This is a genomic window from bacterium (genome assembly GCA_036504735.1).
In the GTDB taxonomy this organism is placed as follows: Bacteria; Electryoneota; RPQS01; order RPQS01; family RPQS01; genus DASXUQ01.
Map to the genome: position 1 here is coordinate 410,465 of DASXUQ010000010.1, position 17,598 is coordinate 428,062.

The window sequence follows — 17,598 nt, forward strand, 5'->3', positions numbered from 1 at the left end:
ATGCTCCACTCCGTCATTATGGCGGGCGGAATCGGCGCGCGGTTCTGGCCGCTGAGCCGCCGTCAGAAGCCCAAGCAACTTCTCGATTTGCTGGGTGAAGGCACTTTGATCGAGCAGACCATTGCCCGCGTGGAGCCGATGGTTCCGCCGTCGCAGCGCTGGATCGTGACCAATCACGAGCAGATGGCGATGATCCGCGAGACGGTGCCGTCCATTGCCGAGGCGCAGTTCATCATCGAGCCGATGGGCCGCAACACCGCGCCGGCCATTGGCCTGTCCGCCGTGAGATTGCTGCGGGAAGATCCCGATGCGGTGATGATCGTGCTGCCTGCGGATCACCGGATCGACCACGTCGAAGATTTTCGCCAGTGCCTGCGCACAGCAGTGGATCTGGTGAAAGACTCGGACGTGCTGGCCACCATCGGCATCAAGCCTACGCGGCCCGAAACGGGCTACGGATATATCCAGATGGATACCGCGGGTGTGGAATTGGCCCCGCTGACGTACCGCGTGAAGACGTTTGCCGAAAAGCCCAATGCGGCGACGGCGAAACTGTTTCTGGAGAGCGGCGAGTTCCTGTGGAACAGCGGCATTTTCATCTGGCGCGCGGACGTGATCATGCAGCAGATTTCCGAGTATCTGCCCCAATGGTACAGCGGCTTGCAGGAAATCGCGGCGGCGATGGGAAGCGATCAGGAAAATGCCGTAGCCAAGCAGGTGTTCGGCGCGCTGAAAGGGATTTCCATCGACTACGGCGTGATGGAACGCGCTCCCAGCGTGGCGGTGATCAAAGGCACGTTCGGGTGGAGTGACGTCGGCAGTTGGGATGAAGTGTGGCGGCTGCTCTCCAAAGACGAGGGCGGAAACGCGTGCCGGGGAAATGTTCAATCGGTGGATTCGAAGGATAATCTGGTGCTCTCGCAGAAGAAATTGATTGCGCTGGTGGGCGTGCATGATCTGGTGGTTGTGGACGCGGGAGACGCGCTGCTGATCTGTCCGCGAGAGAGTTCGCAGCAGGTGCGGGCAATTGTGGAGAAGCTGGAAAAACAGGGACTCGAGCGGTATCTGTAGACATGAAACCTGAAAAACTTGTCCAGCATTTGGCGGACGCCGTACGCAAAACCGGCTACCGCGTACGCACCGAGGAAGGCAACTTTCGCGGGGGCTCGTGTGTCTTTGCCGAAGAGCGGCTGGTGATTTTGAACCGGCGCATGAGTCAGGAAGAGCGCGCGGACGTTCTGGGGCGCGTGCTGGCGACCGAAAGCCTCGACACCATTTTTCTGCTGCCTGAGGTTCGAGCGTTCATCGAGAAGTTTCTACCGCCGCAGGAGCCTGTGGCAAGTGATGAAGAGGTGAAGGCCGATACCGAGCCTGCCGAATCGCCACCGGATGCGCCGAGCGATGCGCCCGCAGCCCCTCCGGAAACGGATCGCGGAGATGCGGCGCCGTGAAGGATCAGCGCGTAGAGGAGATGCTGGGCGGATCGCGAGTGGCGCTTTCGCGCGTGCTGACGCGTGTGGAGAATCGCCGCGACGAAGCCAGCGAGATACTGCGGCGGCTGTCCGACAAAATCGGGCGCGCGGTGAGGATTGGATTGACCGGACCTCCGGGAGCGGGAAAGAGCACGCTGGTGGCCGCGTACACACGGGCGCTGCGGAAGCTCGATATGAAGGTGGGCATTCTGGCGGTGGATCCGACGAGTCCGTTTTCTGGCGGCGCGCTCTTGGGCGACCGTGTGCGGATGGGATCGGTGGCGATGGACCCGGGAGTGTTTGTGCGCTCGCTGGCGACGCGGGGAGATTTGGGCGGGCTTGCCGAAGCGGCGGGGGACATGGCCGACGTGATGGACGCGGCAGGGTTCGATGTTATTCTTTTTGAGACCGTGGGCGTGGGGCAGTCGGAGTTGGAAGTGGTGCAGTATGCCGACTGCACGGTGGTGGTGCTGGTGCCGGAGTCGGGCGACGCGATTCAGGGGATGAAGGCGGGGCTGATGGAGATCGCGGACGTGTTTGCGATCAACAAGTCGGACCGCGAGGGCTCAGACCGCTTTGCGGCGGATCTGCGCGCGGCGATTCATCTCAAACACTGGGGCGAGTGGACGCCACCAATTGTGCCTGTGGTGGCGCTGCATGACAAGGGCATGGATGAGTTTCACGCGGCGATCACGCAACATTTGGAATTCTTGAAATCATCGGGGTTGTTCGATAAGCGGCGCACGGACCGCGTACGGCTGCGGATTGAGCGGTTTGTCGAGCAGAAGCTGGTTCAGGAATTCTGGACGGAAGCACGGCTGGAGAAATTAGAAACGGCGATCCGTTTGGACAGATCGCCGTATGAAATCAGCTTGGAGTTGCTCAAGGGAGCGCGTTGAATCGGCGGTGGCGGCCACTCTGGGTTCTTACCTCGCAACGACAGCACGCCGAAGGCGACCCGGGTGCAGGTGTCACGCCTGCTGCTCCCAGGCCCGTGCTTTGGTGGGGTGGAAGGGTTCTTCGGTATAGAGCATACCGCAGGCGGCGCTCTTTTCGACACCGCGACTCTCGCGCAGCGTGCAGTGGATGCCTTCTTCAACCAGCCAGCCCATGAAGCGGTCGATGGCCTGATCGGAACTGGGCGGCAGATCTCCGCCGGTGGGGTGGAGACGAATCAGATTGACCTTAGCGGGAATGTTGCGCAGCAGGTAGTGAAGATTTTCGGCATCTTCGCGACGGTCATTGTAGCCCGCGATCATGATGTATTCGAAGGTCAGCCGGTGCTGCGTGACGTGCGCAAAGCGGCGCAGAGTTTTGAAGAGCATATCCAGCGGAAAAGCGCGATTGACCGGCATAATGGCGCTGCGGCGCTCGTCGGTGGTGGCATGCAGCGAGATGGCAAGTTTGGCCGGCGGCAGGTCTTTCATCCAGCGTTCGATCATCGGTACGATGCCGACGGTCGAGACGGTGATCTTCGATGGAGTAATGCCTACGCCTTCCGGATCGGTGAGAATGGCCAGCGCGGTCTTCACATTCTCATAGTTGTTGAGCGGCTCGCCCATGCCCATGAAGACGATGTTGGTGACGCGGGTGCCGATCAGCCGTTCGATTTCCAGCACCTGCAGCACAATTTCTCCGGGCGTCAGATTCCGGAAGAAACCCATCTTGCCCGTGGCGCAGAAGGTGCAGCCAAGGGCACAGCCGACCTGCGTGGAGATGCAGACCGTTTCGCCGGGGCTTTCGGGCAGGTAGACGGACTCGACGCGCAGACTGTCGCTCAGGCCGAAGAGAAATTTGACGGCTTTGTCTGCGGAAGGCAGAGTGCGGAGGACTTCGGTCAGTTCGCCTGCCTCGGCAGATTCGGCCAGTTTTTGGCGAAACATAGCAGGCAGATCGCTCATGTCCTCGAACGAGCGGGCGCGGCGGTGGTACAGCCAGCGATAGAGCTGCTTTCCCCGGTAGGACGGTTCGCCCAGCTCTGCCGCGAAACTTTCCAGTTCGCTACGAGTTAAACCGATAAGTGATATTTTAGTGCGGGTCATGGTGAGTGTTTGCTTGCCACGAAAGGCGTCTGGGAATATACTAAAGACCCTTCTATTCCGCAAACCGCTTGTCTAAGGAGATATTATGGCGCCAGTCAGTGATCTGGATGCATTGAAATCACTACGTGACTCCCGCGATGCCCTGAAGCGCGAAATCGGCAAAGTGATCGTCGGTCAGGATCAGGTGATCGCGGAACTGCTGATCTCTCTTTTGGCGCGCGGCCACTGTCTGCTGGTCGGCGTGCCCGGCCTGGCCAAGACGCTGTTGATCTCTACACTGGCGCAGGTGCTGGATCTGAAGTTCAGCCGCATTCAATTTACGCCGGATCTGATGCCGTCGGATATTACGGGCATGGAGATCGCGGAAGAAGATCGCAGTACGGGCCATCGCACGTTCAAGTTCATCAAGGGGCCGGTGTTCGCGAATATCGTGCTGGCGGATGAAGTGAACCGTACACCGCCGAAGACGCAAGCCGCGCTGCTGCAGGCGATGCAGGAGCATGAAGTGACGGCCGCTGGCGAAACCTACCGCCTCGAAGAGCCGTTCTTTGTGCTGGCGACGCAGAATCCGATTGAGCAGGAAGGCACCTATCCGCTGCCGGAAGCGCAGCTCGACCGCTTTATGTTCAACCTGTGGGTGGACTATCCGACAATGGCGGAGGAAGTGGCGATAGTGAAGACTACGACCTCGGCGGCGTTGTCGGATGTGAAGCGCGTGCTGAATGGCCAGCAGATTCAGGATTTGCAGTCATTGGTGCGCCGCGTGCCGGTGTCGGATAATGTGGTGGAATACGCGGTGAAGCTGGTGCAGCGCACCCGTCCTGCCGCGACCGATGCTCCGCAGTTTATTAAGGATTATGTGAGCTGGGGCTGTGGCCCGCGCGCTTCGCAATACCTGATCTTAGGCGCCAAGACCCGCGCCGCGCTGGATGGCCGCCCCACACCGGAAATCGATGATGTACGCGCGGTGGCTCTGCCCGTGCTGCGCCATCGCCTGGTCATGAGCTTCAATGCCGAAGCCGACGGAGTAAAGGTGCAGGAACTGGTGACAAGATTGCTGGATGGCAAGTAGAGGCTGAGTGTTGGAAAAGCACACACTCACACTTGAATCGATCATTGACCATCATTCGCTTCTGAGGACTGCGGCCCGTATCGGATCGCTTGGCAGCGCAGTTGATACAGGGTGTCGTTCAGTGCATGTGGATGCCCAAGGTGTTGATGGCGTCAACCCGGTGTTCGTCGCCGTGATCAACTGCATCGCCGACTTTTTGCGTTCGCGTAATGTGGCTGTTGTCGGATTCACGGCCCCCAAGTCGCTTGTGGGACGTGAACAAGTGTTCGAGGCCGGTTTGTACGTGTGGCCCATGCACGTGAAGCAGGTGTTGCCGCAATCTTCGGATGAGTCCCCACAACTGAAAGCGCACTTCGGGGGCGCGAACCCAGAAGTGATCACCAGATTTGTCGAGACGTTTGCACGGTTCTTTCAGGGCGTGCCAAATCTGATTGAGAACTTGGAATCGACATTGGCCGAACTGATGGATAACGTATCTGCACACAGCGGTTCGAACGAGGGTGGCTGGATCGCAGCCAAATATGATGGTGAGGAGCGTGTGCTTCGTTTCAGCATATGTGACTTGGGCGTTTCAATTCCTGTTCACCTGCGCAATTCGGACGATGCCTACCGTGCAATGAACGATGTCGAATTGCTGGACGCTGCGTTCATTGAAGGTGTCAGCGGGGACAAGAAGACCCATTTCGGGTCAGGTTTGCCATATGTTCGAGATGCGACTGTGCGCGTGAACGGCGCCTTGCAGGTTTATTCGGGACACGCGATTCACGCCGACCTTTCGCCACGTGGCGAATCAGTCTCAGTCAACACTAGGTTTCCAGGAACGTTGATCATGGCCGGTTGGCCTTCTCTTTAGGACAGCGATGAAGGTGAATATTCGAGATATTATCGGGAGTGACGCTGCGGTCACCTACGACTTGGGCGTCAAGGTGCGCGAGTCCTACGGCGATAAATGGCGATTCGAGCTCATAAGCTTGGATTTTGACGGGATTAGAAGCATCTCGCCATCATTTCTTTCGCAGTCAGTTTCGCCGATAATACGCGAATATCCTCTTGAGGAGGTACCGTCTCATTTGCATTTCTCTAACGTCCCACCTTCGTTTGATCTGAGTTGGCAGAAGGTTCGTGAAGCGGTTTCTCGACAGAACGCTGATGGAGTCAATCGCTCGTGAGCACTACCACCGACTTACTAAAACCCGAATTCGTTTCCCGCCTGAAGAATATGCAGCTTCGGGCGAGACTGGTTGTGGAAGGGTTTATGGTCGGGCTTCACAAGTCGCCGTATCACGGCTTCTCGGTGGAGTTTGCCGAGCATCGTCCCTACATGCCCGGGGATTCGCTGCGCAATCTTGACTGGAAAGTGTTTGCCAAGACGGACCGCTATTATGTCAAGCAGTATGAGGAAGAGACCAATCTCAAATCGTATCTGCTGCTCGACGTCTCCAACTCGATGAACTTCGGCACGACGGGGGTCACGAAGTTTCAGTATGCATCCTATCTGGCGGCGGCGCTATCCTATCTGATGATTCAGCAGCGCGACGCGGTGGGACTGGCGACGTATGACACGGAGCTGCGTTCCTATCATCCGCCGCGCTCGGTGCACACCTATTTGAATGTGCTACTGACACAATTGGAGAAGACGCAGCCTTCCGCCAAGACGGATATCGGCAAGAACCTGCACTCGGTGGCGGACCGCATTTCCCGGCGCGGCCTGGTAATTGTACTCTCCGATCTGCTGGACGATCCCGCCCGTATGTTGTCCGGACTGAAGCATTTCCGCCATGAGGGCCATGAAGTGCTGGTGTTCCACATTCTGGACCCGCGGGAAATTGACTTCGCCTATTCGGGCGATGTGCGGTTCCGCGATCTGGAAACGGAAGAGGAGATGCCCACCCAGCCGTGGCATTTGCGGAAAGCGTACCGCGAGCAGATTCAGGAATTCATTGAGAGTCTGCGCCGGGGCTGCCGGGAAGACAGCATCGACTACGTGCTGCTGAACACCGAAACGTCGTACGCAGAAGCCTTGATTCAATACCTGACCAAGCGCAAGCGGTTGCGCTGAAAGTTGACCCCCCATTGAATTTTGCGGAATCCCCTGCCTATCGGCAGGGAATTTTTTTTCTCTGAAGGTGAACGTTCACAAGCCGGAAGGGATGAGGTCAATTTGGCAAACATTTCTATTACAATTATTTAGGGTGGCTGTCGAGGGTCGTTTCGGATAGGTGCATTCGGTGATTATTGTGGCATGTCGCTTGCTTAAGGCTATAACACGCAATATAACGGTCGACAAACCTCAACCGACAGGAATATCCGATGGCTTCCTCGTTAACTCGAACGTACGTTCGCCGCACGCAACTGGGCCGCGCCGAATTTGACAATGAGCGCATTCGCCGCTTGCGTCAGGAGCTGAACATGACTCAAGAGAGCTTTGCTCACGAAATCGGCGTCACCTTCGCCACCGTGAACCGGTGGGAGAATGGCCGCACCACGCCGAACAAGGTTGCGCAGAAGGTTCTGGGACTGCTCGAGAAGAAACTGCGCAAGCTGAAAAGTCCGTCTGAGACAGACAGTCTGCTGCAGCAGGTCGCGAGTCAGCAATAGAAAACCGGAGCCGCATGCGGCTCCGGCACTAAGAACAAAGCTATGTCAAGATTTTGAAGACGTATCTCGTGTGTTTAATTAGTCGGCACGCTTGATATCGAATTGCTTGCAGAGCTTCTCGAGTTCATGCTCGGCGCCCTCTTCCATATCCTTGGAATCGGCGTAATCACGGAGTTGCTTGGCCAGCAGTTCAATGCCGGTGGTAATGAAACTCATGGCTTTGGCGTCTGCCCCACGCTCGGCCAGAATCTGCGCGGATTTTCCCAGCATGGTCATGGCCAGGCTATAGGTCAAGAAGATCCGGCTGTTTTCCATAGTCTCTTCAAAACTGGACATGCTGTACTCCTTATGTTCTCAACTTGCTGTTGGTGTATTTGAACCAGCAGTTTGCGGCTCTTTCGAACCACAGGGTGCGTCACAAGAACCGTAGTAAATATACTCATCATAGATCGGCTGCGCAAGCGAAATGTTTTGGAATCTACACCTCACCGGCGGCAGGGTTATGAAGCATTACGAACCCGATTTTGCTCAATGGACAGATCAAAATCACATGCCTTTTCTTAATCAGGTTTTGGCGCAAAGCCAAAATAATTCAAATAATCAGCCCGCCGCTCACGGCTTCAACATGTTATGGCGTAACGTTTTGAAGTTCTTCAATCACTCTCGGACGGGAGGGTCAGCGAGGAAAAGCGGCACGCCTCCTTACCTCTCATAAGCCTCTCTTAAATGAAGGTGACCCAGCATTCCTTACGAGTCACTCAAGGCGTGCTTCCTGCCTTGCTCCGCGCGGTCAATTAGCGTTTGATCGCGCTTCATGCGCTCCTGACCCTGCCTGCTATTACTTGAACACTGCATACCGCTTGCTGGTTTCGCAGAGTAAGCTTATCTTTAGCCAAGCATCTGTATCCAAAACCCGCAACGCCTGTGCACTTCCCAGACTTTTCTTCCGTTGAACACTATCTTGACTCGCTGGTCAACTATGAGCAGGCTTTTCCGCTGGGCGGGGCACGCGATCGCCCCAAGCTCGCTCCGACTCTTGCGGCCATAGAGCGGCTGAAACTGCCCCTCAGGCTGCCGCAGTGCATCCACATTGCCGGAACCAAGGGGAAGGGGTCGACGGTATCCTTTCTCGAATGTTTACTGTCTGAGGGGCACCGTGTGCTGTCTTTTACCAGCCCGCACCTGATGTCCGTCAAAGAGCGGGTGCGGCTCAATGGGAAACTGCTTGATGACGCCGTCTGGCAAAAAGGATTCGCAGAGATCCATGACCGGTTGGGTGAGGAACCTGCGATCAAGCTGACCTACTTCGAGAGCGTGCTGATCTTCTATTTATGGGCGGCAAGAGAATTGAAAAGTGATGTGCACGTGGTAGAAGCCGGTCTGGGCGGAAAGTGGGATGCGACCAACGTGCTGGAGAATACTCTGGCGGTGCTGACACTGGTGGACTACGACCACACGGAGATTCTGGGGAACACGCTGACGGAGATCGCCACGGACAAGAGCGGGATCATCAAGCATGCGGTGCGGGTTGTCGTGGGCCGGCAGCCGGAAGAAGCGCTGCAGGTCTACCGGCGGCGGATTGTCGAGGAGCAGGCCAAAGCACACTATTTCGGCGCGGATTATGGCTGGGAGGCGGTGGAGGATGAGCAGTTCCGCTATTGGGACAACCATGAGATTATCGGCACTCTAAGGCTATCCATGCCGGGAGTGCATCAGCGCGACAACGCGGCGATTGCGCTGCGCGCAGCGCGGCTGCTGGTGCCGGATCTTGATCCACAAGTCGCGCGTGTACAGCTGAGGCAGTGTAAGATTCCCGGGCGGCAGCAATTGCTGGCCGGATCGCCGGATGTAATGGTGGACGTGGCGCACAATCCTGTGTCCTTTGCGGCACTGGCGGCCACACTGCGTGAAAGGTACGCCGGGCGGCGGATTCTGGCGGTTGTGGGCATGATGAAGGACAAGGACGCAAAGACGTCGCTGGCGTGCTTAAAAGGCCTTGTGGACGAACTGCTGGTGGTGGCGCTGCCGAATCCACGTTCGGCCAAGCTGGAGACGTTGCGGGAGATTGCCAATTCGCTGGGCTTTAACGTGCGGTGCCCCGAATCGCTGGATAGGGCCTTTGAAGAGCTGCACGGCAAAGGCGGCCATGATCTTGGGCTGGTGGCGGGTTCCTTTTATTTGGCGGGAGACTATTTGCGCTGGAGACAACGTGCCGGAATTGCCTGAAGTTGAAACCGTGGTGCGGCTCATCCGGCCGCGGCTGGTGGGGAGGACGATTCGGGATGCGACCTTTACGATTCCGCGCCAACTGCAACCGCAAACGGCACGGGAGATTCTGCGGGCGGTGAAGGGGCACTCCGTTAAGGATGTTCGCCGCCGGGGCAAGTACATCCTGATTGAACTGGACAACGGGACTCTGCTGGTGCATCTGCGGATGACGGGCAAGCTGTACGTGCGGTCAGCCACGCTTGACGGCGGGCAGCATGAGCGCGCGCTGTTTGTGCTTGATGACGGACGTGAGAAGCTGGTACTGCATGATCCGCGGACCCTGGGAACGATCCGCTTCTATCCTGCGGGAACGGCCATTCCTGCGCTGGAAGGATTGGGCAAGGAGCCGCTCGAAGAGCAGGAAGACATTGGCGTGATGCTGGAGAAGCTGCAGCGCCGCAGCATGGCCATCAAACCATTGTTGTTGAATCAATCCCTGTTTGCGGGAGTCGGCAACATCTATGCGTCGGAGGCACTGTGGGTCGCGAAGATCGATCCCCGCAGGCCGGCCAACGAACTGACCCGCGCGGAACTGAAGCGTCTGACGGCGGCGGTGCGAAAGGTGCTGCTGCGGGCTATCGAGAAGGGGGGAAGCACGCTCAGGAATTTTGCCGACCCGGAAGGCCGTGCGGGATCCTATCAGAAGGAATTCAGCGTCTATGGGCGGGAAGGTGAGCCGTGTTTGCATTGCGGTAAGCCTGTCGAGCGGATGGTGCAGGCGCAGCGGGCCACGTACTTCTGCAAGGGGTGCCAGAAGTAGAGTGGTGCGTGATAGAAAAAGGATATGAGAAAAGGCGGGACCAGATGGCCCCGCCTTTTGATTTTCGATCGTGTACTGCCGGCTACTTGAGGTACATCAGCTTGACCGGTTTGGTTTGGCCACCACTCCAGGCTACTTGGGCAAAGTAAATGCCTGTGGCCGTGTGCGGCTGCCACGCAACGGTGCCTGTGCCGACCCCAAGGTGGCGGTGCTCCACTTCGCGGCCCATCAGATCGAAGATCCGCAGATCGCCGCCCATAGGGGACGGGATGGAATAGGAGATGTTTGCCGTTCCGTTGAAGGGATTGGGGTAGGCCGGGCCGATGGACCAGACCGTGGGCAGGGCCATGCGATGAACCGCCGGTTCTGCGGGCAGAACATCAACTGCCCAGGCCTGCAGATTGTCCAGCAACCCCGGCAGATCTGTGGATCCTGCGGCCATACCGGAAACGGCTTCGATTCCAAAGCCGAACAACAGGCCTTTGCCCTCTGCAAAGGACACACCGGCGGTCTGGCCGCCCGCCGTCCGACCGTAACTGGTGACGATGCGAGCGCTGTCGGGCACTGTGAAGGACGTCTGCTCAGTCTGGTTGTTTGCGCCGTAACCGCCGCTCAGCAGGAACCACTCGCCATGGGAAAACGGTGCCTGTGTGCCCGTGGCCGCCAGCGTACGCATGCTGGGGTCATTGATCTGCACGTGAAGCACATTTTCCATGAAGTCCGTTGCGCCCAGAGAATCCACGATGTTCTGGCCGGAGAGCACTACGCGGTTTCCGGCGGCCAGATACGATTGCAGGATTGTCTGATCCGTGGGGGTCAGAATGTTGCCGCTGGCATTGCCCGAAAGCCAGATCACCATTCCGGGCTGGGGCAGAATACTTGCCTGAATGGACTGGCCCGCGGCGACCGACACGGAATCATAGATGTTCTGGTGATCCCGCATGGCGGCGCGAACAAAACTTTCCACGTCGGAAGACTGATCATTCTGCACGATCAACACGCGGGGCGTTCCTACCTGAAATTCGAATTCCTGATGCAGGGTGGCGGTGCCGCCGTTGGCGCTCACGTCGATCTGTATCACCACCCAGCGGTTTGGGCCGTCGGCGGTGAGGGCCAGGTGAATGGGCGCTACGGCATGTCCATGGCTGGCGGCCAGCGTGTCAATCGTCTGCGTGGCGTTGTCCATCGACAGGGATTGATCGGTGGTGTGGACGACGATCTGGACTCCCGTCGCCGGCGGCGGATACAGGATGGCGTCATTGGAAACATTGAACACCAACTCAATGGTTTCACCCTGCTCGAAGAAACGGTCTCCATCGCCATGGCTACCGCCCTGACCGTTGGCGTAATAGGCGAGATCATGGATGGCCAGAACGGGATCATCTCCTGAACCGATACCGTGGGCGTTGAAGGCGTCGTAAATCACCCGGCTGTGCGGCGTCCCGTTGGACAGATCGCCGTCGTTGTCGTCCGTCTCCAGCACGGCAATCATGTAGTCCACAAACGTCGTCGCCAAACCGTAGCGGGCAAAGTGAGCGAGACTGTCGCCGATTTGTGTCCCCAGTTGCTCGCGGATACTCCAGAGTGATGCTGAAATGAACGGGCTGTCGGCGTGCACTTCGCCCTGCCAGTCACGCGGGAAAACCATGGTGCTGAGCAGATTGCGGAAGTAGCTGGCAAAGGATCCGCCGATCCAGTCGCCCATATAGGGATCGCCGTTGATGGTGCAGCCGATGTAGTCGGACCATCCTTCATTCATGGCGCCGGTCTGGCCTGCATAGGGGAAATCCACGCCGTCGTAAATGCTGCCGGTCACACCGTGGGAGAATTCATGGTAGATGACGTCGCTGAACATGGCGAAGTTCAAGTACATCGAGCCTGTGCCGAAGGCCATGCCATTGCCGCCCCAGAAGGCGTTGTCATAGTTGATGCCATAATTGGCGATGGTCGGCACGGGATAATCGAGATCCGAAAAGCCGGGATCGAGAACCTTGTACCAGTCATGCACGAAATTGACATGATGATAGAGGTTCAATTCGGCATGTGTGGCGTCATTCTCGCCCCACGTCCAGGCAAGGGGAGAATAGGGCGCGGTCAGATTTTGACTCAGATGGCCTGCTTCGCCCGCGTCATTCATCACATAGACATACCGTCCGTTCAGTCCGGTAGAGAGCTGCGCGGCATTGCCGGCTTCGATACTGAAGGTTCCTGTGGAACTGGAGTAGACGCTGTCGGCATTGACATAAATGTTTTCGTAGGGAAAGGGGCCGGTCTGGACGTCGCTCTGGATGTAGGGCTGCCAGTACGCGCCGCTCATGGTGCCGGACAGCACGTCGGTCTGGATTCCCGGCCAGTCCATAATGATCTCACCGGAGGTGGCATCGACGACGCCTTCCCAGCGTTCATCCGGGCGTGCGCCCTGAATATGCACCCAGTAAGCCGGGCGCAGAGTATGGGTATCGTAATCGGGGAACCACGCGGCGAAGCTTCGCGATGCATCCAGTTGCCAGTCGGCGGAAGGTCGCGTGGCGGACAGAGCGGATGCAGCGGTAGGCAGGCTCAGGTCATGGCGTCCCTTGGATGGCCAGCGGTCATGAGCGCGCAAACTCCAGCGCATGAGCTGGCCGCGCGCGTTGATCACCAGATCCGCGCGACCCGCCAGCACCGGCAAACCGTCCCGCATTTCGCGGAAGTAGTGGCGGGTCAGGCGTCCGGTTGTCTTTGTGCGAATGAGATCGAAGTGAGCATCTGTTTCGGCGGCAGCGGTAACAAGCCGCAGCACAGACGCAGGATTCTGAGAGGTGAGATTGGCCGGCGGGCCATAGGCCAGCGCAGGCATATTCAGCCCCGTGCTCCAGAAGACAGACCAGTTAGCAAATGGAGTCTGGTTGAGCTGGCCGGACTGCGGTGTGCGTGTCAGGTCCTGAACATCGCGCTCCGCCGGCCACTGCACAGCCCACGCCAAAGAGGTGGACAGCAGAAGCATGGCGATAGTGACGAACAACGCTTTGCTGCTGAAATGACCCGTCAGGATTCTCCGTTTCATGGTAGTCTGCCCCGGTGTGGTTGATTAACGGTAGAAGAAAAGGGATGCGCGCACCACGGAGGCGTCAGCCTCGTGCGCTTTGACGCGAATGCCATTGATGACGGCATCGGGAGTCCATGTGTAGAAGTGGTGACGCCATTCGACGGCGTAGCCGAGGCCATTGCTGCCCCATTTGACGCCGAGCCCGAGATCGACAACGGTGCGAATATCATTGGAAGAGCTTAACAGCACATTCTCGAGCGGCACGCCCAGCGCGGCACCGCCACCGAGTACGGCAAACGGCACCATGCCCTTCCAGACTACGGGATGCAACACGCCGTTCATCAGCACCTGATAGCCGGTCTTGTACTGCTTCCACACGGGATCCTTTCGGTCGCCGAACGGGAGAGTCACATTGCCTTCGACTTCCATGCCGAACATCGGCGTAATCGTGAGACCGCCGAAAAAGGAGACCACACCGAGGTAACGCCGCTGCTGATCCGTTTCCGCCCATGTCTGAAAGGAAAGACTGCCGCCGCCTTCGAGCTGCGACGGGCGCGGCACATAGGGCACCCGCGTCAAGGCGACTTTGGGCTCGGCGAACCAGATGCTCTCGACCTCGTCACGCGTGTAAACCTGAAGCGGTGGCTGGTCCATCGTCCTCAAATCCCAACGGGTGGTGAAAATCGCTATGGTATCCTGACGGAGGATGGCGCACGTGATGGTCTGTCCGTTCTTCAGACGGATGAAGTCTTCGGCGTGGGACGCGGAGACCAGGGTCAGGAACAGAATCAGGGAAAATGAGAGGAAAGCGCGGTGTAAGGACACGGCAGAACTCCGGAGCTGAACTTTCCGCAAAAAGGGATTTGATTAAGGTAAGAAAATCTACGGTTAAGTGCGAGTCTAAACGGAGGTGATGGAAGATCGGATTCGACCAAATTCCGGGGAGCATCCTATAGGCGGTTGTTCCTAAAAATCTTGCACAAATCTGGTGACCCGGGTCAAATACCTGAAGATGGCCTCAGGTATTTTTTTAAACGCTTCGCCGTACTTGAATTCGCCTTGGCTCATTCGTATATTGAATGCCAGCTCATTCCTTGAAATCCTCAGACACGGTGACCCATTTTGGCCAGATCATTCGGTATTTCCACGTGACGACGCATATATAAGGCAAAGCATTGATTATTTCACGAATTGCTCTGATTGGCGAACCCGGTTACACCGTGCAGATGCCCGAAACCGCTACTCCCGGATCTCCCGGGCTGGTTGTGGTCTCCGGGCCGAATGGTTCGGGGAAGTCGCTGCTCACTCTGGCACTGGAGGCATGTTTCGCACCGGAAAGCGTTCGGGTGGAACTGGCAGAGGCTATCTCTTCGGCGGGTGTCGAGCGCATTGAATTGGACTTCGAACATCAGCATTGGCAAGGTCATCTTACGTTCACATTGGCGGACGGCGCGCGTGCTATTGAATGGGGGAGCCACAGTCCGGGGCTGTCGGATGGCGAGAACCCACCGGCTGATTTTGAGTGGAACGAATTGTTCACCGCCGTTCACCGGGTCCGCTCGGGGCACGTGATTGTCGAAGGTCCCGGCAGTATTGAGCGCGCGGCGGTGCAGATGCGGCGTGCTCCTCTGAAGGGGGATTTGGAGCGCTGGCTGGGTATTGAACGGGATCTGGCAGGCGAAGATGGTGAAGGGGGACGGTTGGGCCGCGTACGCGAGCAGTGGCAAGCGACTACGGCAGAACGTGAACGGGTCGAACTGTTGGCGCGGGATCTGGAGGCGGCACGGGCGCGGCACGAAGATCTGCGGATTCGGATTCACGATGCCGCGTCGCAGCGAGACATTCTGAGCGCCGAGGCGGACGAACTGGCCAAGGCTTGCGGGCTGGCGGAACGCGCCACGCGACTGGACCTTTGGATCTCGGAAATCCGCCAGGAAAGCAAGACGGTGCAGCGCCTGCGTGAACAACATGCGGAGTTGCAGGAGCGGCTGGATGAACTGGAGCTGCGGTTTCGTGGAATGCCCGAAGACTTTCCTTCTTTACTCGAGGATTACGAATCGCTGCTGACGCGCGAAAAGGATTTGCGGGACAGAACGGCAGATGCACGGAGTAACACGGAGCGGCTGAAGAGCGAGCTTACCGAACTCGAGGGCACGCTGGACCAACTGTCGGCGCCGGAGGTGGAGGACCTGGTGGTGCGCCGTGACCGGATGGGGCGGGAAATTGAGACGGCCAACTTGCAGATTACGGAACTGCTGCGGGGCCGGATTGATTTGGTCCGGCAGCGGGACGAACTGGAACAGCACATGCACCGCAAATATCAGCCGTTTCTGGATCTCGAATCTGATGCGCGCAAATCCCTTGAGGAATTTTTCCTGCAGACCGCGGTGGCGCGGCCGGAAAGTGCTCCCACTGAGCCAGCCTCGGCACGACACCCTGAGCCCTATGAAGCCCGGGCGGCAACAATTCAAACCAAGCTGCGGGAGCGGTTCCAGGGATTTGAGTTGCTGACTCCGTCCGCTTCGGAAATGCTGCGGGAGTTGTTCGACCAGCGGCACGCCTTCGGGACACTTTCTTCGGATTTGGAAGGATTGAAATCCCGCGCGGCTCAGCTTCGCGGCATGAAGCGACAGGCGCGCGGCGTCGGCTGGAGCATCGCGGCGGGGGCTGCGGGATTTGCCTTGGGCACCGCCGCACTCTCCTGGGACGTGGGCCTGTTTGCCGGTCTGGCCGCCAGTTTGATTACTCTGCTGGCCTTCCAGTATTCCTATCGCCGCATCGAGTCGGAGATCGAGTCGGCTATGTCTGCCGAGGCGATGACCCAGCGCCGCTATGACACGGTGCGGGAAAGCATGTCGCGCCTCGAGCGGGCGCTGAAACCGGTGACGCATATTCCGATTCTCGAAGAGGCCCTGGCCAGGATGGAAGAGTACAAGAGTCTGATCCGGGAATTGAAAGACGTCGAGACGGAGTTAGCTGCCATCCGCACCGCCGAACCGGTGCAAGCGGTGCCGGAAGAACCCGATCCGGCGCTGACGGCCCTGCTGCCGGAATCGCTGATTCACATGCCCTTGCCATTGTTGCAGGAACTGCATGGGGAATTTGTCGCGCTGGAAGCTCAGGCAGCGGATTTGAATTCGGAGTGGAACCGGTTTGCGGAGGGCGGTACTCACGCCGAGCAGATCCGGAATCTCGAAGACACCATCGCAAGGCTGCATGAGGAGCAGTCGCAGCTTGCCGCCGAGATCGAGCACCGCAATCAGTCCTATCTGCTGCAACACAATGATCTGCTCAGCCGCCGTGGCGCACTGGAAGATGCTCTGAATGCCGCGGAGCGCGCGCTGGGGCTGGACAGTGAACTGACGGATATCCGCGAGGATCTGATCGGCCTCGACAAGGAGGTCGGCGGACTGCTGAAGAATGCGGACATCGAAGGCTTGCGCGTCGAGTGGCGCGAGCGGGAAACCTTGCGGGCCCGGTTGCGGGAGACCCGTGATGCCCTGTCCGCACGGCAGACTCACGATGAGCTGCGGGCGCGGGAAGCGTTGCTTTCGGAAGAACTGGCGCAGGTCAAGCACCGGCTGCTCGATGTGGATCCGCTGTATTTGCTGCAAGGCACGGCATCGGACTATGCGTCCAAGTATGCCGGGCAGTTGCAGCGGTTGCGCAGGGATTCGGTTGCCGCCGAAGAGGAGATGCGGCGGCTGCAGTCCGACGCGGCGGAATTGGATCTCGATTCCAAGGCCGCGGCTTTTGCGGCGGCAAGGCCAGCGGACGAACTGCGTGAAGCGGAGGCGGATGTCAGAGAGCGTTTCGATGCAGTGGAACGCGAATTGGGCGGTGTGCGCGCGCGGATCGGAGATGTGCAGAAGCGGCTGGACGGCATTGCCGAGTCGGTGGCGCATGACCTTGCCGAGACGATCAATAGGCAGGTGCGGGAGTTTACCGAAGACCGGTTGCAGGGCGTTGCGTTCTCGGATGGGCAATGGTTCGCCAAGACCGCAGACGGCACACTTCGACCCATGCGTAACCTTTCCGAAGGCACGTGTGATCTGATTTATCTGGCCATTCGCGTGGCAGTGCTGGAGTATCTGCAGGATCTGGAGGCCGGTCCGGTGGTGTGGGATGAAGCATTGTCGCGACTGGATGAACGGCACTTGACCCAGGTGCGCATCGCCCTCGTGCGTCTCAGTTCACGCCGTCAAGTGATGCTGCTGACCCGTCACACAGCCTTCGAGTGGTGGGGGCCTTCGGTGCGGCTGTCCGCTCCGGCGTCGTCGGTGTTCGCTCTGTAAACCTTGAAAAGTTCAGCGGGAGAATCCGTTTTCCCGCGCAGCCAGCAAAAGAGCCGCCCCATC

Annotated in this window: 14 protein-coding genes; 10 read left to right on the top strand and 4 right to left on the bottom strand. The window is 58.4% G+C overall.

Annotated elements, in window-relative coordinates:
* The 3 genes from VGL38_11005 to meaB are packed head-to-tail and all read left to right on the top strand — an operon-like array spanning position 1 to position 2,371.
* Positions 1-1,071 carry a mannose-1-phosphate guanylyltransferase gene (locus VGL38_11005; protein HEY3295958.1) on the top strand — a complete coding sequence of 357 codons (1,071 nt, stop codon included), beginning with the start codon at positions 1-3 and terminating at the stop codon, positions 1,069-1,071.
* 2 nt (positions 1,072-1,073) lie between these two features.
* Positions 1,074-1,451: a hypothetical protein gene (locus VGL38_11010; GenBank protein HEY3295959.1), complete on the top strand. Its 378-nt coding sequence runs from the start codon at positions 1,074-1,076 to the stop codon at positions 1,449-1,451.
* A complete protein-coding gene (meaB, locus tag VGL38_11015; protein HEY3295960.1) occupies positions 1,448-2,371 on the top strand; it encodes a methylmalonyl Co-A mutase-associated GTPase MeaB in 924 nt (307 codons plus the stop codon). The genes VGL38_11010 and meaB overlap by 4 nt, the downstream gene beginning before the upstream one ends.
* A 72-nt stretch (positions 2,372-2,443) precedes the next feature.
* On the opposite strand, the gene rlmN is transcribed toward meaB, so the two are convergent.
* On the bottom strand, positions 2,444-3,514 hold the full coding sequence (rlmN, locus tag VGL38_11020) for a 23S rRNA (adenine(2503)-C(2))-methyltransferase RlmN (GenBank protein ID HEY3295961.1): 1,071 nt from the start codon (positions 3,512-3,514) through the stop codon (positions 2,444-2,446).
* An 85-nt stretch (positions 3,515-3,599) separates the two neighbouring features.
* On the opposite strand from rlmN, the gene VGL38_11025 reads away from it, so the two are divergent.
* From VGL38_11025 to VGL38_11040, 4 genes are all read left to right on the top strand, one after another.
* Positions 3,600-4,586 carry a MoxR family ATPase gene (locus tag VGL38_11025; GenBank protein ID HEY3295962.1) on the top strand — a complete coding sequence of 329 codons (987 nt, stop codon included), beginning with the start codon at positions 3,600-3,602 and terminating at the stop codon, positions 4,584-4,586.
* Between the two features lie 7 nt (positions 4,587-4,593).
* Positions 4,594-5,439 (top strand): ATP-binding protein, encoded by an 846-nt coding sequence (locus tag VGL38_11030; protein HEY3295963.1) that lies wholly within the window; start codon positions 4,594-4,596, stop codon positions 5,437-5,439.
* A gap of 312 nt (positions 5,440-5,751) precedes the next feature.
* A complete protein-coding gene (locus VGL38_11035; GenBank protein HEY3295964.1) occupies positions 5,752-6,645 on the top strand; it encodes a DUF58 domain-containing protein in 894 nt (297 codons plus the stop codon).
* 251 nt (positions 6,646-6,896) lie between these two features.
* Positions 6,897-7,184: a helix-turn-helix transcriptional regulator gene (locus VGL38_11040; protein ID HEY3295965.1), complete on the top strand. Its 288-nt coding sequence runs from the start codon at positions 6,897-6,899 to the stop codon at positions 7,182-7,184.
* A gap of 78 nt (positions 7,185-7,262) precedes the next feature.
* Here the strand turns inward: VGL38_11040 and VGL38_11045 are convergent, their stop codons facing one another.
* Positions 7,263-7,520: a hypothetical protein gene (locus tag VGL38_11045; GenBank protein ID HEY3295966.1), complete on the bottom strand. Its 258-nt coding sequence runs from the start codon at positions 7,518-7,520 to the stop codon at positions 7,263-7,265.
* A 588-nt stretch (positions 7,521-8,108) separates the two neighbouring features.
* On the opposite strand from VGL38_11045, the gene VGL38_11050 reads away from it, so the two are divergent.
* Complete coding sequence (locus VGL38_11050; GenBank protein ID HEY3295967.1) at positions 8,109-9,410, top strand: cyanophycin synthetase; 1,302 nt, start codon at positions 8,109-8,111, stop codon at positions 9,408-9,410.
* On the top strand, positions 9,394-10,212 hold the full coding sequence (gene mutM, locus VGL38_11055; GenBank protein HEY3295968.1) for a bifunctional DNA-formamidopyrimidine glycosylase/DNA-(apurinic or apyrimidinic site) lyase: 819 nt from the start codon (positions 9,394-9,396) through the stop codon (positions 10,210-10,212). Before VGL38_11050 ends, mutM begins: the two co-directional genes overlap by 17 nt.
* A gap of 82 nt (positions 10,213-10,294) precedes the next feature.
* On the opposite strand, the gene VGL38_11060 is transcribed toward mutM, so the two are convergent.
* Complete coding sequence (locus VGL38_11060) at positions 10,295-13,258, bottom strand: T9SS type A sorting domain-containing protein (GenBank protein HEY3295969.1); 2,964 nt, start codon at positions 13,256-13,258, stop codon at positions 10,295-10,297.
* Positions 13,259-13,282: 24 nt separating this feature from the next.
* Positions 13,283-14,065, bottom strand: a complete 783-nt coding sequence (locus VGL38_11065; GenBank protein ID HEY3295970.1) for a hypothetical protein — start codon at positions 14,063-14,065, stop codon at positions 13,283-13,285.
* 350 nt (positions 14,066-14,415) lie between these two features.
* Between VGL38_11065 and VGL38_11070 the strand changes: the two genes are divergently transcribed.
* The gene (locus VGL38_11070) at positions 14,416-17,535 is read left to right on the top strand and encodes a hypothetical protein (protein HEY3295971.1); all 3,120 of its coding nucleotides are present in this window, start codon (positions 14,416-14,418) and stop codon (positions 17,533-17,535) included.
* Positions 17,536-17,598 lie beyond the last annotated feature (63 nt).

What these genes read in the sequence shown, in the direction of transcription:
- VGL38_11060 (HEY3295969.1), bottom strand. Translation starts at nt 13,258, where the DNA reads ATGAAACGGAGAATCCTGACGGGTCATTTCAGCAGCAAAGCGTTGTTC.
- VGL38_11010 (HEY3295959.1), top strand. Translation starts at nt 1,074, where the DNA reads ATGAAACCTGAAAAACTTGTCCAGCATTTGGCGGACGCCGTACGCAAA.
- VGL38_11005 (HEY3295958.1), top strand. Translation starts at nt 1, where the DNA reads ATGCTCCACTCCGTCATTATGGCGGGCGGAATCGGCGCGCGGTTCTGG.
- VGL38_11025 (HEY3295962.1), top strand. Translation starts at nt 3,600, where the DNA reads ATGGCGCCAGTCAGTGATCTGGATGCATTGAAATCACTACGTGACTCC.
- VGL38_11040 (HEY3295965.1), top strand. Translation starts at nt 6,897, where the DNA reads ATGGCTTCCTCGTTAACTCGAACGTACGTTCGCCGCACGCAACTGGGC.
- rlmN (HEY3295961.1), bottom strand. Translation starts at nt 3,514, where the DNA reads ATGACCCGCACTAAAATATCACTTATCGGTTTAACTCGTAGCGAACTG.
- VGL38_11045 (HEY3295966.1), bottom strand. Translation starts at nt 7,520, where the DNA reads ATGTCCAGTTTTGAAGAGACTATGGAAAACAGCCGGATCTTCTTGACC.